13 protein-coding genes and 1 tRNA gene are annotated in these 16,412 nt (G+C 36.5%); 5 read left to right on the top strand and 9 right to left on the bottom strand.

Going from position 1 to position 16,412, the window contains the following annotated elements; translation table 11 throughout:
- Positions 1-219: 219 nt before the first annotated feature.
- Entirely contained in the window at positions 220-798 is a 579-nt protein-coding gene (locus HX062_RS15705) for a pentapeptide repeat-containing protein (protein ID WP_182628772.1), read from the bottom strand.
- 214 nt (positions 799-1,012) lie between these two features.
- Between HX062_RS15705 and HX062_RS15700 the strand changes: the two genes are divergently transcribed.
- Positions 1,013-1,852: a tyrosine-type recombinase/integrase gene (locus HX062_RS15700; protein ID WP_286412918.1), complete on the top strand. Its 840-nt coding sequence runs from the start codon at positions 1,013-1,015 to the stop codon at positions 1,850-1,852.
- A gap of 86 nt (positions 1,853-1,938) precedes the next feature.
- On the opposite strand, the gene HX062_RS15695 is transcribed toward HX062_RS15700, so the two are convergent.
- The 6 genes from HX062_RS15695 to tpx all read right to left on the bottom strand — a co-directional run bounded on the left by HX062_RS15695 (position 1,939) and on the right by tpx (position 8,644).
- Positions 1,939-2,023 (bottom strand) — tRNA-Ser (locus tag HX062_RS15695).
- 126 nt (positions 2,024-2,149) lie between these two features.
- Positions 2,150-3,286: a 3,4-dihydroxy-2-butanone-4-phosphate synthase gene (gene ribB / locus HX062_RS15690; protein ID WP_182628744.1), complete on the bottom strand. Its 1,137-nt coding sequence runs from the start codon at positions 3,284-3,286 to the stop codon at positions 2,150-2,152.
- Positions 3,287-3,307: 21 nt separating this feature from the next.
- Positions 3,308-4,819, bottom strand: a complete 1,512-nt coding sequence (locus HX062_RS15685; protein WP_182628743.1) for an LptF/LptG family permease — start codon at positions 4,817-4,819, stop codon at positions 3,308-3,310.
- A gap of 9 nt (positions 4,820-4,828) precedes the next feature.
- Positions 4,829-5,473 carry an outer membrane lipoprotein periplasmic chaperone LolA1 gene (gene lolA1 / locus HX062_RS15680; protein ID WP_182628742.1) on the bottom strand — a complete coding sequence of 215 codons (645 nt, stop codon included), beginning with the start codon at positions 5,471-5,473 and terminating at the stop codon, positions 4,829-4,831.
- 16 nt (positions 5,474-5,489) lie between these two features.
- Positions 5,490-8,000, bottom strand: a complete 2,511-nt coding sequence (locus HX062_RS15675; protein WP_286468071.1) for an FtsK/SpoIIIE family DNA translocase — start codon at positions 7,998-8,000, stop codon at positions 5,490-5,492.
- A 146-nt stretch (positions 8,001-8,146) separates the two neighbouring features.
- On the bottom strand, positions 8,147-8,644 hold the full coding sequence (gene tpx / locus HX062_RS15670) for a thiol peroxidase (RefSeq protein ID WP_182628740.1): 498 nt from the start codon (positions 8,642-8,644) through the stop codon (positions 8,147-8,149).
- 230 nt (positions 8,645-8,874) lie between these two features.
- On the opposite strand from tpx, the gene HX062_RS15665 reads away from it, so the two are divergent.
- Positions 8,875-9,939 (top strand): 2,3-butanediol dehydrogenase, encoded by a 1,065-nt coding sequence (locus HX062_RS15665; protein ID WP_182628739.1) that lies wholly within the window; start codon positions 8,875-8,877, stop codon positions 9,937-9,939.
- Positions 9,940-9,998: 59 nt separating this feature from the next.
- Here the strand turns inward: HX062_RS15665 and pdxR are convergent, their stop codons facing one another.
- Positions 9,999-11,456, bottom strand: a complete 1,458-nt coding sequence (pdxR, locus tag HX062_RS15660; protein WP_286468070.1) for a MocR-like pyridoxine biosynthesis transcription factor PdxR — start codon at positions 11,454-11,456, stop codon at positions 9,999-10,001.
- An 84-nt stretch (positions 11,457-11,540) separates the two neighbouring features.
- Here pdxR and HX062_RS15655 point away from each other — a divergent pair, with 84 nt between their 5' ends.
- The 3 genes from HX062_RS15655 (at position 11,541) to HX062_RS15645 (ending at position 13,469) form a co-directional block, all read left to right on the top strand.
- Positions 11,541-11,987, top strand: coding sequence for a GNAT family N-acetyltransferase (locus HX062_RS15655; RefSeq protein ID WP_182628737.1), 447 nt, complete (start codon positions 11,541-11,543; stop codon positions 11,985-11,987).
- A gap of 61 nt (positions 11,988-12,048) precedes the next feature.
- Positions 12,049-12,777 carry a YggS family pyridoxal phosphate-dependent enzyme gene (locus HX062_RS15650; RefSeq protein WP_182628736.1) on the top strand — a complete coding sequence of 243 codons (729 nt, stop codon included), beginning with the start codon at positions 12,049-12,051 and terminating at the stop codon, positions 12,775-12,777.
- 62 nt (positions 12,778-12,839) lie between these two features.
- Positions 12,840-13,469, top strand: coding sequence for a hypothetical protein (locus HX062_RS15645; RefSeq protein WP_182628735.1), 630 nt, complete (start codon positions 12,840-12,842; stop codon positions 13,467-13,469).
- A gap of 57 nt (positions 13,470-13,526) precedes the next feature.
- Here HX062_RS15645 and HX062_RS15640 read toward each other — a convergent pair whose 3' ends face one another.
- A complete protein-coding gene (locus HX062_RS15640; RefSeq protein WP_182628745.1) occupies positions 13,527-15,449 on the bottom strand; it encodes a polysaccharide biosynthesis protein in 1,923 nt (640 codons plus the stop codon).
- Positions 15,450-16,412 lie beyond the last annotated feature (963 nt).

Raw genomic sequence — 16,412 nt, 5'->3', positions numbered from 1 at the left:
AATGATAAAAAGAAGGTTCCGAAATTCGGAGCCTTTTTGTTTTAACTGCGTTTGCGGCTAAAATTACACATAACGTTATGTATATGAGCTGTGGCGTGTCTCGGCACGAACCTCTCCAAATATAAACTAACTTTGGCAAACCGCAGGATTTTCCAAATAGGCACAGAACGAGCCATAGCTTATATACGGTGTTGTGCGTTCGTAATTATTTTTTTTTGTTCAAGAAATAATCAATTGATATTTATATAGCAATCCTTCTAGTTGAAATGCAGAAAATTTTGCTTTTTTAAGTTTGTTAAATTCAGGGTCAATAGCGAAGTTTTTTGCATTTCTAAAGTCCGCCTTTTCAAGTATAGTATTTAAAAACCTCGTTCCTGTAAGGTCTGTGTCATTAAAAACTGCTGAAGATAAATCCGATTCAGTAAAATCTGCTTCTTTAAGAGAACATTTTACAAAGTGCGTATTCTTTAACTTTGTCCCAAAAAATGTACAATAATCCATAATACAATTCTCAAATCTGAAAGAAAATGCAAAATTGTTGCATCTTGTAAAATCAATTCCAAGAATTTTGCTTCCTATAAAGCTTGCGTTTCTAAAACCCGTTCCTTCTATTTCTGTCATTGAAAAGTTACAGTCCTGAAAAGTGCATTCTTCAAAACTATTTCCTCTCAAGTCACTTTTTACGAAAATGCACGATATAAACTTACATTTAAAAAATTCTCTATTTCTTAATGTTTTTCCAGAATAATCAACATTTTTAAATTCTTTGTTCTCGTGAGTTATTATTTCATTTGTCATTTTTATATTTTTCTAATTTTGAGTGAGTTTTTCTATGACGCACAACATTGTTATTTTACGAAATAAAATAAGGTGTAGTTTCGTAAAATAACACCTATATGCGCATTTCGTAAAATCTGTTACTAATATAATTATTTTTTTGTAAATTAGATACTTAGTAAGTTGTTTTTTGTGGATAGCGAAACAAAATAGGTTCAATTAGATTTATTTAAGTATGGATAGCGAAACAATATTAAAAACTTTACATGACCGATTGCAAGTGCAACGCTATGCCAATAATACGATAAAATCGTATTGTGGTTATGCACAAATATTCTTAGAGTATATGAATAAATATCGTACGCTCAACGAAATACCTATTGCTGAAATAGAGGGTTTTATTAATGAAAAAGTATTTCAAGACAATATTAGTGCATCTTATCAACGCTCTTTAGTTGGGGCAATTAAGAAGATTTATGAGTTGGTCAATAATCAAACGATAGAATTGAATTATTTATATCCTAAACGAAAATCAACCCAACTGCCTACTTTCTTTTCTCAAGAAGAAGTAAGAAAAATATTAAATGCTACAGAAAATTTAAAGCATAAAGCAATTCTTACCACTATTTACAGTTGTGGATTACGCTTAAGTGAGTTAATAAATCTTAAACTAACCGATGTAAAATCCGACAGTAATTTACTGCTAATACAACAAAGCAAAGGGAATAAAGATAGGCTGGTAGCTTTACCTGATAAGTTATTAAGTTTGTTGCGAGAATATTATATTGAATATAAACCCAAAATATTTTTATTCGAAGGAACTAATGATGAGCAATACAGCGAAAGAAGTGTTCAGTTAGTTTTGAAAAAGTCAATGAAAAAAGCCAATATTGCAACAAAAGGCAGTGTGCATACTTTGCGTCATTCGTACGCCACACATTTAATAAAAAGCGGAATTGACATTCGGGTTGTACAAGAATTATTAGGACATAGTGATATTAGAACAACCATGATTTACACTCATATTACAGATATAGATAAGAAATCGACACCAAGTCCATTAGATTTTTTGTAACCTAAAATAAAAAACACCCAACTTTACATTTTTGGGTGTAAAATTGGGTGTTTACGCTTTAACTGACTAATTATCAGTATTTATTGCGGAGAAAGAGGGATTCGAACCCCCGGACCTGTTACAGTCAACAGTTTTCAAGACTGCCGCAATCGACCACTCTGCCATTTCTCCTGTGGTCTGCTTTACTTCCGTATTGCGAGTGCAAATATAACGCGTTTTTTCAATTATACAAAAAAGAAAAAATCTTTTTTTTGATAAATAAAACAACACAAACCTAACTCACTCACAATCGCTTATTTAATACATCACGTAATCTGAAATTTCTAAACCATAGCCTATCATTCCCACACGCTTTTCTGGTTCTGAATTCGTCATTAAGCGAATATTAGTAATACCTAAATCGTGTAATATCTGTGCACCAATACCAAAGTCTTTCTCATCTCCTGGTAATTTAGGTGTATCCATATCTAATTTTCCCCCTAAGTGCTCTTTAATGAAATTCAATCGACGCAATAAACTAATATTTTGTGCATCTTGATTAATGAATAAAATAGCTCCTTTTCCTTCTTCATTTATTTTATTAAATGCAGCTTCAATACGCACATCTAATTTTCCACTTAACGCATCTAAGATATCATTACTGCCAATCATCGAATTAATACGCGTTAAAACCGCATCCTCTTCTTGCCACTCTCCTCTTGTTAAGGCGATGTGAATCTGTTTATTTGTAATTTGTTGGTATGCGCGCAAACGGAATGTTCCAAAACGAGTTTCAATTTCAAAATCTTCTTTTTTGTCGATCAAGCTATCGTGTTTCATGCGGTAAGCAACCAAGGCTTCAATAGAGATGATTTTTAAATCCCATTTCTTCGCTACTTCAACTAATTGGGGTAAACGAGCCATCGTACCGTCCTCATTTAAGATCTCTACTAAGATACCCGCAGATTTAAATCCAGCTAAACGAGCTAAATCTACCGCTGCTTCAGTATGTCCTGTACGACGCAATACTCCGCCTTGTTTTGCAATCAAAGGAAAAATATGTCCTGGGCGCCCTAAATCTTCTGGCTTTGTAGTTTCATCAACTAAAGACAAAATCGTCTTTGCTCTATCTTGAACAGAAATTCCCGTTGTACAGCCGTTTCCTATCAAATCTACAGAAACCGTAAATGCCGTTTGGTGCAATACTGTATTGTTTTGAACCATGGGTTTTAAATCTAACTCTTTACAGCGCTTCTCATTTAATGGTGCACAAATTAATCCGCGTCCATGCGTTGCCATAAAGTTGATCATCTCCGGAGTGGCCATCTCCGCTGCTGCTATAAAATCTCCTTCATTCTCACGATCTTCGTCATCCACGACAATAATAACTTTTCCTGCTTTAATATCTTCTATAGCTTCTTCTATCGTATGTAGCTGAATGTGATTCGTTGACATAATTAAGTGTTTTTTTGTGTGTTATTCTATGGTTTGTTTTTCTTCTGTATCTACTTTTTTAGTAAATTTCTTTTTTACGAAATCACCCAGGGTATAGAAAAACCCTAAAAAGTTAACCTCTCCATTATCTCTGGTTGCTTTTAGTGTAAGGAAAATAGCCAAAGGCGTTAAGATCAATGCACCTGCCCAAGCACCTAAAATCGGTTGTATTCCATCTTCTTGTGCCAATTTCTTACCAAAAGTATTCACAAAGTGATAGATAATGAAAATAATTACTGCAAAAACAATCGGCAATCCTAAGCCTCCCTTTCGAATGATAGCACCTAAAGGTGCACCAATGAAATACATCAAAAAGCAAGAGTAGGCAATAACAAATTTGTCGTAAAGCGCCAAATAGTGATCGTTAATCTTCTTAATCTGTGCTAGACTAGACGTATCATTGCTTTCGGTAGTAAACAAAATATTGTTGGTATAGTCAATGGCTGATTGCACAATACGTCCTTGTGCATGGGTTGAAAAAGACGCTAAGTAGTCGCCTTGCATATCAATAACCTTCTCTTTTACAACTAAACTATCTTTTGCCCCATCTTTTACTTGACCTTTTTTTCGAGTATTGTAGCTATATGGATTGTAAATATCACTATAACGCACCATCAGGTTGTCTATATTTGAACTTTTATCTTTCACTAAAGAAGATTCCAAAGAATCAATCGTATACGACAATTCTTTGATGTTCAACATATGATACGTATTTTTAATCTCTTCGCGTTGTGTCCCATCATCTTGTAGCGCATTCAAATCAATATTCATCGTATACTTCTCAAAAGCTACTTTAACAAAGGGTTTTTTTCGAATTTGTGCGCTTGTTTTCGGCACAATATCTTCATAGTAATTGCCGTCAAATAGGTGTAAATTCAAGATATTCGTTTCGTTGTCCGAGGCTAATTCTCCATCTACGGAACGAATTACAGCTTTATTGTCATAACCCGATTGAGACTTAATATGCATAGTCACATTCTCTAGGTACTGCCCTTTCTCTCCGGTTTTCTTATCTACTTTAATATTAATCGACCCTACATCGTTAAATTGACCTGCAGCAATTGCCATAGCGGGTTTAGTTTGTAGAATTTCTTTTCTCATGTTGATAAAACGATATTCCGCCTTAGGAATAACGTCATTAGCAAACCAAAACGATACAAATGCCAATACCGCAATGAAGATAGATAACGGTTGCATCGCGCGTTTTAAGGAAATACCCGACGCTTTCATTGCCGCAAATTCATAGTGCTCAGCAAAATTACCAAAGGTCATAATCGACGCTAACAACACCGATAAAGGCAACACCAATGGGATCATCTTAGGGGAATAAAACAGCAAAAACTGAACAATGATAAAAAAGTCCAAGTCTTTACCCGCTAATTCAGTGATAAACAGCCAGATTCCTTGTAAAATAAAAATAAAATAGAGAATGATGAACACTGTAAACAGCGTTGACATAAAAGTGGTTAGTATATAGCGATCAAGTATTTTCACGTAGCGTAATTAATCTATGTTATTGATGTAATAATTTGGATAATCTGCGCTCGTAAAGGTAAAGTGATTTTTCGACAAACTTTGATTTGTTTTAAAAGATTTAACCGTTAACACAGACTTCGATCCATTTTTGTTTACTTGAATTTTGTTATAGATCTGCTTTGTCGCGTGATCTACCCCTACCAAAACCTCTTTGATTCCAGATTTTTTATCGGTTGGAATAAGCTTAATGTATTGAATTTCTCTGCCTTTTATATTTTGAGCAATATCCCATTGCAAATCATAACCCGTTTTATAAAACGATAAAAATTGCAAAGGTAAAGCATTGTCAATCTTATTGGGATCGTATTTAGAAACTGTTACCTCCTGATCCTCATCGCTAATTGTATAAATCTTCTTTCCGTCAAAAATACGCGTCATATCCATAAAAGACAGACGATACAGGTTTTGCTTTAGGTCAATATGTCCTTCCGTCTCTTGATTGATATCTCCAGTTTTTCCGTCGATCTGCGAGTAGTGAAAATCGATAGAAATAGACGTATAACTCCCTATTTTTTTATTTACTTCATCCAAATAGTTTTTAGCGCGTTGACTACTTTGTCCGTAGGTCACCATCGCACTACAAGTCAATAAAAGCAATACTATTTTTTTCATGTGTAAGTCTCGTTTGTTAATTAAATAAATCTTTTTGTTCTTCTTCAAAGAAGCGATCTAGCGCTATGATATCCGGAATCAATACACTGCGGGCTTTACTACCTTCAAAAGGACCAACTATTCCCGCTGCTTCCAATTGATCGATAATTCTACCTGCACGATTGTATCCCAATTTTAATTTGCGCTGCAATAAAGAAGCAGACCCTTGTTGGGCATTGACAATAACAACAGCAGCTTCTCTAAACAACGCATCCCTTTCGCTAATATCCATGTCGAAATCTGTACCACTACCTTCTTCACCCACATATTCAGGAAGCAAATAAGCATCGGGATAGGCTTTCTGCCCTCCGATATATTCCGTAATCTTCTCTACTTCTGGTGTATCGACAAAAGCACATTGTACGCGAACTAAATCGTTCCCTTGTGTGTAAAGTAAATCCCCTCTACCGATCAGCTGATCCGCTCCTTGTTGATCCAAAATAGTACGTGAATCAATTTTTGAGGTCACGCGAAAGGCAATTCTCGCAGGAAAGTTGGCTTTAATAATCCCTGTAATAACGTTTACTGATGGACGTTGTGTTGCAATGATCAAGTGAATTCCAATCGCTCGAGCCAGCTGCGCTAAACGGGCAATTGGCGTTTCAACATCCTTTCCTGCCGTCATAATTAAATCGGCAAACTCGTCAATTACCAATACGATATAAGGCAAATAGCGATGCCCATTTTCGGGATTTAAACGACGTTGTTTGAATTTTTCATTGTATTCTTTAATATTGCGGACCATGGCATCTTTTAGCAAACTATAGCGATTGTCCATCTCAATACAAAGCGAATTTAAAGTATTGATAACTTTCGTATTATCCGTAATAATAGCCTCTTCAGAATCCGGTAATTTCGCCAAGTAATGACGTTCAATTTTATTGAATAAGGTCAACTCCACTTTCTTCGGATCCACTAATACAAATTTCACTTCAGCCGGGTGTTTCTTGTACAACAAAGAGGCCAACAACGCGTTCAATCCAACAGATTTTCCTTGTCCCGTTGCCCCTGCCATCAATAAATGGGGCATTTTAGCCAAATCCACAACAAAAGTTTCGTTGGATATGGTCTTTCCAAGTGCAACTGGCAATTCCATTTCTGCACTTTGGAACTTTGGCGATGCTATTACACTGCGCATCGACACTATGGACGGATTTGTATTTGGAACCTCAATTCCAATGGTTCCTCTTCCTGGAATAGGCGCAATAATACGAATCCCTAATGCCGCTAATGACAAAGCAATATCATCTTCTAAATTCTTAATCTTTGAGATGCGTACCCCCGCCTCTGGAACAATTTCGTATAGCGTCACCGTAGGGCCCACAGTTGCTTTAATCTGAGCAATATCGATTTTATAATTTCGCAGGGTCTCTACAATATTATTTTTATTTTCTTCTAATTCTTCTTGGTTAATGGTAATACTACCCGTACCATAATCTTTTAATAAATCAATAGATGGAAACTGATAGTTTGACAATTCCAATGTCGGATCAAACTCTCCAAAATCTTGCACTAATTGAGCAGCTAAATTTTCCTCTACCGTTCCTTCGTCTTTGATCTCCTCAATAACAAACGCTTCAGAAGCCCCTTTGCCTACTTCTATTTCAGCAGCTGTTTCCTCCTTTTTCGGGTGTAAATTCAATTCGGAACTATGCCCTATAGTAGGTTTTATACTCTTGTGATCGATGTTAAATGCCGTGTTCTGTATCTCTTCTTTTTCTGGAACAAGTTCCTCTTTTTCTGAGGGTAAAATCATGCTGTAATCTTCTTCCTGCTCTTCCTGCATGGGCGCACTAACAACAGCCTCTTTACCTGTTTCTTTTACAACAGGTGTATCCTGATCAAACCTAGCGTCGTCCAATTTCGTTTTGGCAGAAAAGGAAGAAAATTTTTCAGGCAATGATGATATAAAGTCTCTAATCTTTGTTGGCGATAACTTATAGCGAAACAAGAGAAAAACAAGTGTAACAAAACTAATGAGTAAAATAGTCCCTGCTGTACCTAAGTAATCTGTCAAATACAAATTAATTTCATAGCCGACCGTTCCTCCTAGCAATGGATTTTGTTGCCAAAAGAAACCTAGAAAACTACCCAATAAAATCATTGAAGTTAAATCCCAAAAAACAACCTTTTTTATTCGGCGAGATGCAATGCCGAAGAAAGCATATACTCCACTGTGAATTAATAGCTTAGCAAAAAAGAAAGAAGCCAATCCAAATCCTTGATAAATGAAAACATGCCCCAAATAGGCTCCTAATTTCCCCAACCAATTGTGAACCTCTACTTCTCGATCTCCAATTTCTGCCAAATTACTCTGATCTTCGATGCCAGAAAGAAAATAGGATACAAAACTCAGGGTAAGGGATATACCAATAATAATCAATAAGATAGAAAATAAAAAACGCGAATTCTTTAAGATGGTTGTATCGTATTTCTTAGTTTCCATAGGGGATTTTTTCTTCTTTGTCGATTTACTTTCTCTTTCCATTTATTCGTTGCAATTGATAAAATAAGCGTTCTTTCTCTAGCTAATGTAATAAAGTAAAAGATATTTTTAAAAAAAGCCGTGTATTGGACTATCAAACAAACAACTTTTAGTAAAAATATCTTCTCTTACTAGATTACCTTATTTGCCTAGAGTGCGGCTAAAGCTAATTCATAATTCGGTTCGTTCGCAGTTTCTGCTACTTGTTCTGTATATACAACTGAACCGTTTTCGTCAATTACTGCAATTGCACGGGATAACAATCCCTCTAATGGCCCGTCTGTAAAAGTCAACCCATATGCTTTTCCAAAAGCTCCGGTTCTGAAGTCAGACAACATTACTACATTTTCAATTCCTTCAGCACCACAAAAACGAGTCTGCGCAAAAGGTAAATCTTTAGAAATACACAATACAACGGTGTTTTCTAATTGTGCTGCTTTTTGATTGAACGTGCGAACAGATGTAGCACAAGTAGGCGTGTCTACACTTGGAAAAATATTCAAAACGATTCTCTTTCCTGCGAAATCACTTAATTTTTTTACTGCTAAATCAGTTCCTACTAACTCAAACCCTGGAGCTACTGTGTTGATACTTGGTAAATCTCCAATCGTGTGAAATGGATTATTTTTTAATGTTACTGTTGCCATACCTTTCTTTTTTTATTCAAACAAAAATACGAAAAATTGCCTAAGTTTTACGCTTAAATCTTGCGAAGTCTTATCGCAAAACACAAGAATACCACCTCTTCCTTTAACGTGGTTCTACACTGTTCAACTTCATTTCTTAACACTCGTTAATTTATATACCTTTAACTTCTAAGTTGCATTTTATAAACAACCTTTTCTTAATTTTGAGAGAAACATATAAAAAACTACCTATGAAAACAATGCAAGCTGCACGTTGGTATGCTGCCAAAGACATACGCGTGGAAGAAATCGTCATCCCACAACCCAAAAAAGGACAAGTTAAGATTGCCGTACAATTTGCTGGTATTTGCGGATCCGATCTACACGAGTATAACCACGGTCCCCAATTGATTCCCATGGACGCGCCATACCCTCTTAATGGACACCAAGGCGTAACGACATTAGGTCATGAATTTTCAGGTATCATTGAAGAAGTAGGGGAAGGCGTAACTCACCTGAAAAAAGGCGATCGCGTCGTAGTAGAACCCATTTATAAAAATTTCGACAGTCCTTTTACAACAGCAGGTCAATACAATTTGGGAGAACATCTTGGTTTTATTGGATTAGCAGGTGATGGAGGTTTTGCTCATTACGTAGTTGTGGAAGACTATATGGTTCATCAAATGCCGGAATCCATGACTTTTGAACAAGGTGCTATGGTTGAACCTGCAGCAGTAGCCGTATATGCAGTCATGCAAAGTGGAGTTCAACTTGGAGAAACAGTATTCATCTCAGGCGCAGGTCCTATCGGACTACTGTGTACACAAGCAGCTTTAGCCGCTGGTGCAAGCACTGTTATCGTTACAGACGTCGCTGAAAAACGCTTGGAAAAAGCAAAAGAAATTGGAGCAACACACGTATTCAACGCCACGGATCCCGATTTACACCAAAAGATAAAAGCGGTTACGGATCATTTAGGACCTCACGTATTTTTAGATTGCGCAGGCGTTCAAGCGTCTTTTGACACTGGATTAAACCTAGTTAGAAACGGTGGAACAGCAGTACTCGTTGCCCTATTCGGCAAACCTGTACAACATGACGCTTTACAACAAGTATTGCGCGAAATTACAGTTAAAGGCGTTATCGCATACCGAAATATCTTCCCCCAAACCATGAAGTTAATCAACAGTGGACGCATGCCTGTAGAAAAGCTGATCACCAGCAAAATCAAACTAGAAAATATTGTAGATCAAGGATTTGAAGCTTTAATAAAAAACCCTTCTCAAGTAAAAATCCTCATTGATATTGCAAAATAACAACTGTTAATCCAGTGGATTGACACCAAAAAAAGACTTGGGAAAATCCAAGTCTTTTTTTATTTTACCCCCTCACCTCCAATTATCGTTTTCAACAACAATACCGCTTGTTCCAACTCCTGTTCATTCATCGAAGCAAAGCCAAAACGAAAAGCGTTTAGCTCGGTATCTACACGTTTAATAGCAAGTTGTGGATGTGTCATTAATTGCTCAATAACATACGGTTTTTTCAAGGTTAACCAAATAGCCATACCTCCCGAAGGCAAAGTATAATCCACAGAAGAAGCTAGATGCAAACGCAACAGCTCATCTAAATAATCCCGGCGCGAAAAATAACACTTCTTCGCTTTTTTAATATGTCGTTTTAATTCCCCTTGTCGAATTAATTCAGCTAAAGCATTTTGCATATAGCCATCAACCCCAACGTCAATTAGTTTCCGCAAGGCTACACCTTGTTCAATAAAATTAAATGGAGCCACCATAAATCCAATGCGTATAGAGGGATCTAACAATTTAGAAAATGATCCTATATAAATAACATGTCCCCTATGCTGGCTACTTGCTAAAGGCAAATAAGGAGAAGACGCATAGTGATAATCGTAGTCGTAATCATCTTCTATGATGGCAAATCCGTACTGCTGAGACAATTTTAATAAAGCCATACGACGCTCAATGCTCAGCGTAACAGTTGTTGGATAGTGGTGATGTGGAATCACGTAGATCGCCTTTATGGGCTTACTTTGGCAGATTGACTCTACTTCTGATACCACCAAACCATTATCATCCACATTCACTTCAAGCACAGTTGCCCCTGTTTGTTCAAACACTTTAGTCGCCATATCGTAATTCGGCCGCCCTACTACAATACATTCGCCAGGTTCCAACAATAATTGAGCCGCCAAATAAATACTCATTTGCGCTCCATGCGTGATTAAAATATGCTCTTTTTCTATGTTTAATCCTCGAGTTTCTGACAGATAGGAAGCCAATATTTCCCTCAATTTCAAACTGCCTTGGGCCGTACCAAATGTAGCATTGCGTATACTGTGTTTCTTAGACGTATACGAACGGTAGATTTTGAGTAAATCGTCAATGGGGGAAAGTCGTACATCGGGAAATCCATCATCGAGAATGATAGAAGGCAGCCTAGCTATTTCTTTAATTTTAGGAGAAGTAATTTGTTTAAACGCCGGCTGAAAAGCAGTGGTATACGAGGATTCATTGGCTGACTCCTCAGACCATTTTTTCGGTTTTAACTGGGGAATTTTAGCTGAAACTGCCACGTATTTTCGCGGTACAGAAACCACCCAATCTTGCGCCTCCAACTCTTCATAAGCTGCAACAATCGTCTTGCGGTGAACCTCAAGTAACTTCGCTAAATCACGCGTACTGGGCAAATGTGTATTTGCTTTGATTACCCCTTGACTAATTGCATTGATAAAAGAAATGGCAATCTGTCTGTAAATGGGAATCTTACTCTTGCGGTCAATCGATATTATTCTCTCAAATGGCATCATAGTGGACTACTAATTATAACATATCTGGACCACAAAGATAGTCCTAATAGCCCATACTTTTGTTGCGTAAAAGAAAAATTAAAGATGAATTACACAATTAAAAAAGCAAGTTTAGAAGATTTAGAAGAAGCAGCAACTCTTTTTAATCTTTACCGTATCTTTTATCGTCAAGAATCAGATTTACAAGGAAGTACAAATTTCATCAAAGAGCGACTTCTCCATGGTGAATCCGATATTTTCTTGGCTATTTACGATAACAAAGCAGTTGGTTTCGTACAGTTGTACAAGCTTTTTCACTACATTAAGCTACAAAAACAATGGTTGTTAAGCGATCTATTTGTACACCCAGACTACAGAGGAAAAGGGTTGTCAGTAGCTTTGATTGACCGCAGCAAAAAATGGTGTGAAGAAACAGGTGCTTGTGGCTTAATGCTAGAAACCGAAAAATCGAACATCATTGGTAATAATCTCTATCCGAAATGTGATTTTCAATACGATGGAGTGCATAACTACTATAATTGGTGGAAATAAGTCTAGTTTGTTGGCGAAGTCTCGGCTTCGCCAATTTTGTTTTTTGTTTAATTTTATTCCTATGTCACACATTCAAGAAAACTTAACGCTCATTCTACAACGCATAGAACGAGCCTGCATCGCCAACAATAGAGATCCCAAAGAGGTCAAACTACTTTTGGCTACCAAGACAGTGCCTGCAGCCCGAATTCGAATAGCCCTCCAAGCTGGTCAAACCTTACTAGGCGAAAACAAAGTACAAGAAATAAAAGAAAAATACGATGAGTTACTAGATCTCCATCCGACCAATCACTTCATTGGTCACCTACAAACTAACAAAATCAAGGATATACTCAAATACAACATTACGTGTATTCACTCTGTGGATCGCTTGGACCTAGCCACCAAATTACACCAGCGATTAGCCTTAGAAAATAAAACCATGGACATCCTCATTCAAGTGAACACTTCCAATGAAGATAGCAAATTTGGAGTAGCACCAGCATACGCTCTTGAACTCATTCAAGAGGTAGCTAAATTAAATACTTTACACATAAAAGGACTAATGACAATCGGATTGTTTAGCGCAGATGAAATAAAGATTCGCGCCTGTTTTAAAATACTAAAAGACGTTCAAGAACAAGCTAAACAACTCCACTTACACAACGTGGAAATGAATGAACTATCCATGGGTATGAGTGGAGATCTAGAAATTGCCGTGGCAGAAGGAGCAACAATCGTCAGAGTAGGAACCGCCATCTTTGGCGAACGAATCTATCCTGATAGCTACTATTGGAACGAAAACAAATAAAATTTACCGCTTTCTTCTGCTCAAAAAATTGTATTTTTAATACTATATTAAAGATTCAAGCTATGATAAGAAAAAACCTCTATGCTACAGTAGCCCTAATTGCCCTATGCACAATGTCGATAACAACAAACGCACAAAGCCAAAGTTTTGGACAAAAAATAGGTGAATTACTCTATGAAATGACCACAAAAAATCCAGATACACTAAAAATACAAAACCTTCTCAAAACGATGGATATCGACGACAAGGAAGTAAAAATAGGCAACTTATCCTATAGTATTTTTGATGGTTTTGACGGTGATCGCATGTATTATATCCCCTTCACTAAAGCTGATGAGAGTCGTTTTACAGTGGAACAATTAAAAAGAGATGATCAATTGTATTTTGGTGTGCAATTCTTACTCTCAAGCACCTATACGCTAAACAGTCAAAACCAAGTGAATTATAGCAATCCTACCTATGCCTATAACGTCAATTTGGACGAAGTAAGCCAATATTGTACAACACCAATGAAGTATAAAAACGGAAGTGGAAACAACCCAGAATCCCCTTTACTTAGTTGCATTTATACAAACCCAGACAGCAAAAAACGCATGATGTACTGGGTGGTATTTGAACAACCTACAGGTAATCAAAAGGGAAATACAATCAAAGAAATCAAATTCCAAAGCATAGAACTTTGGCAAAAGTAATACATCTAAAAAACAAAGCGGGTGCTCCATTGGAACACCCGCTTTCTTCTATATTTTCTAAAACACAACGGTTTGATCTAAAGAAGCAAAAACCGAGTTTTGTGACTTGAATTCTGGTACAATTCGCTTTAGTTCAGTAACTAGATACATCATATCGTCTTTGGATTCTTCATTTAATACACTTTGGCATAGTGCTTCAATAATTTGTTTTGCTTCACCCAAATCCTGATTTCGCACCTGTGCAATCATAATTTTTTCATGGTGTGTCTTGACCGTGTTTTCATCATTGGCTAACAACTCTTCAAAAATCTTTTCTCCTGGACGCAATCCTGTAATCTTAATATCGATATCATCGGGATATACGAACCCACTCAACCGAATCATACGCTTTGCTAAATCCATAATCTTCATAGATTTTCCCATATCGAAGACAAAAATTTCACCACCTTTACCCATGATTGATGCTTCTAATACCAATTGACAAGCTTCTGGAATAGTCATGAAATATCGCGTAATATCAGGATGGGTAACCGTTAAAGGTCCGCCAGCATCCAATTGTCTTTTGAATAAAGGAATAACAGATCCATTAGATCCTAAAACATTTCCAAAACGGGTGACAATAAAATTAGTTTTACCTTTCCCCTTTAAACTAGAAACATAGATTTCTGCTGCTCGTTTGGTTGCCCCCATAACGTTGGTGGGATTCACCGCTTTATCGGTTGATACCATTACAAATTTTTGTACATCAAAGGCAACGGCTAAATCAGCCATATGTTTCGTGCCTTTGACATTAGTGCAAATAGCCTCATAAGGATAGGTTTCCATCAAAGGAACATGTTTGTATGCAGCAGCGTGATAAACTAAATTTGGTCTATAACGATCGAAAATTGCACGCATATTCGATTCTTCTCGAATATTACCCACTACATAAACTATGCGATCTAGATGTGGAGAAACCATGGCCTGTTGAACATCGTAGAGCGGAGATTCCGCATGATCAATCAAGATCAACAATTTAAAATCAAACAAGGCAACTTGTCTGGCAATTTCGCTTCCAATTGAACCCGCTGCTCCTGTAATCATAACCACCTTACCTTGGATTTCATTTGCTATAATAGGATTATCCAAATTGATCGCCTTGCGCCCTAACAAATCGTCAATACGCAATTCTTTAATTTGCTTATTCGTATACTTCCCATTTAACCAATCCGTAGCAGGAGGAATAATCTTAATTTTAACTGGTAACTCTACTAAGTGTTCCGCAATTTCATTTAAGCGTTCCCGTTGGATATTCTGAATAGATATAATGATATCGTCAATTCGATGATGTTGTACAAAAGCTGTACTGAGTTCTTTACTTCCAAAAATGCGGTAACCTGCGATTCGTTGGCCCACTTTTTTCTCGTTGTCATCGACAAAACCTACTATTTGTGTACGTACTTTAGTATCTCCAGCAAGAGCATTGAGAGTAATTAAACCTGAATCCCCTGCACCATAGATCAACACCCGTTTTTCATTGCGTACATCTAAAATATAGCTGCGATAAAACTGACTATAAAATAAACGAGCACATACCAACATAGCCACAGAGAGCAGCATATGCATAACAATAAAGGAATAGGATTGTCTAACAAAATCATCCATCTGTTCACCAGAGAGAACACCATTGCGCTGCAATGCAGCAGGAATAGTGATCAGGACACTCGCCAAAAGACAAGTGATAAAAACTAATTCGATGTCTTTAATTGATGTCTGACGAATTAAGCTTCGATAGGGTTTGACTAACCAAAAGCTAAAGATATAAGAACCTAAAACAATTGGTAGTTTAAAATATAATAACTCTACTTCATAAGTACCATAAAAATTACTCAGGAATAGTAAAGAAATAAAATAAGTAAAGAGAATGATCAGGATATCGATGAAGAATATAATTCCACGGGGAATATCTCTTTTCAATCTACTTTTTAAACGATCAATCATAGCAATATAATTGGATAGTATTTTCTTTTTTTTCAAAGATAATACATTTTCCACATTATTTAGCTAAAAAAAACTCAGATCACTCTATATCTAAGAGTAATTTAAGAAAATTTGCCAAAAAACAATCAAATATTCAAAAATATTAATATTTAAAATAAAATTAACTAGGAATACTCGAAATGAGAACAATATTAAATGATAAATTTTATGATTCGCTTCCCGTATAAGTCCAATTGAACAATAATCCATAAAAGATGAAAATCAGTACTATAATTCGTTATCTCTGTTCGATATTAATCCTTTTTTTATATAAATAGTTTGGATTTAGATAAATTATAATTGCTAATACTCCAATTTAATAAGACCAATTGCGATGGTTGTAAGATCAAACGTATAAAGCAGTATGAGCTAGAGTAGCTGTTTGATATGGGGTTTGTAGTTGTTCTATATCTCACCTAGTTTATAATGGTTTTGGAGTTCGATGAATCTACGATTTGTTTTTTGCGCGGTTTGTTCTTTGCGCGGTTTGCACGGTTTGTTTAGTTTCTTCATTTGTAAGATAATTGTGGTTTACAACAAGCATAGAACGAAGAGCAAAGAGCGACGAGCAAAGAGCAAAGAAATCTGTGCGGTTTATCTCACCTAGTTTATATTTGTTTTGGTGTTCGATGAATCTACGCTATGCTACGATTTGTGCGGTTTGTTTAGTTTCTTCATTTGTAAGATAATTGTGCTTTACAACGAGCATCGAACGACGAGCATCGAACGACGAGCATCGAACGACGAGCATCGAACGACGAGCAAAGAGCGACGAGCAAAGAGCGACGAGCGAAGAGCGACGAACAAAGAGCGACGAAATCTGTGTTGATTATTCTCATCTTTACCATTCACTATAAACCAAAAAAAAAGCCTGACTACTTGCGTAATCAGGCTTTCAAAAGAAGGGCGACGACATACTCTCCC

The organism is Myroides sp. DF42-4-2 (assembly GCF_030326445.1).
GTDB lineage: Bacteria > Bacteroidota > Bacteroidia > Flavobacteriales > Flavobacteriaceae > Flavobacterium.
Note: the sequence above shows the minus strand (reverse complement) of the source record. Positions and strands in the feature narration are given on the sequence as shown.

Bases quoted from the DNA above. Each gene is read 5' to 3' on its own strand.
- HX062_RS15700 (WP_286412918.1), top strand. From the start codon at position 1,013: ATGGATAGCGAAACAATATTAAAAACTTTACATGACCGATTGCAAGTG.
- pdxR (WP_286468070.1), bottom strand. From the start codon at position 11,456: ATGATGCCATTTGAGAGAATAATATCGATTGACCGCAAGAGTAAGATT.
- lolA1 (WP_182628742.1), bottom strand. From the start codon at position 5,473: ATGAAAAAAATAGTATTGCTTTTATTGACTTGTAGTGCGATGGTGACC.
- HX062_RS15650 (WP_182628736.1), top strand. From the start codon at position 12,049: ATGTCACACATTCAAGAAAACTTAACGCTCATTCTACAACGCATAGAA.
- HX062_RS15640 (WP_182628745.1), bottom strand. From the start codon at position 15,449: ATGATTGATCGTTTAAAAAGTAGATTGAAAAGAGATATTCCCCGTGGA.
- tpx (WP_182628740.1), bottom strand. From the start codon at position 8,644: ATGGCAACAGTAACATTAAAAAATAATCCATTTCACACGATTGGAGAT.
- ribB (WP_182628744.1), bottom strand. From the start codon at position 3,286: ATGTCAACGAATCACATTCAGCTACATACGATAGAAGAAGCTATAGAA.
- HX062_RS15675 (WP_286468071.1), bottom strand. From the start codon at position 8,000: ATGGAAAGAGAAAGTAAATCGACAAAGAAGAAAAAATCCCCTATGGAA.
- HX062_RS15645 (WP_182628735.1), top strand. From the start codon at position 12,840: ATGATAAGAAAAAACCTCTATGCTACAGTAGCCCTAATTGCCCTATGC.
- HX062_RS15665 (WP_182628739.1), top strand. From the start codon at position 8,875: ATGAAAACAATGCAAGCTGCACGTTGGTATGCTGCCAAAGACATACGC.
- HX062_RS15705 (WP_182628772.1), bottom strand. From the start codon at position 798: ATGACAAATGAAATAATAACTCACGAGAACAAAGAATTTAAAAATGTT.
- HX062_RS15655 (WP_182628737.1), top strand. From the start codon at position 11,541: ATGAATTACACAATTAAAAAAGCAAGTTTAGAAGATTTAGAAGAAGCA.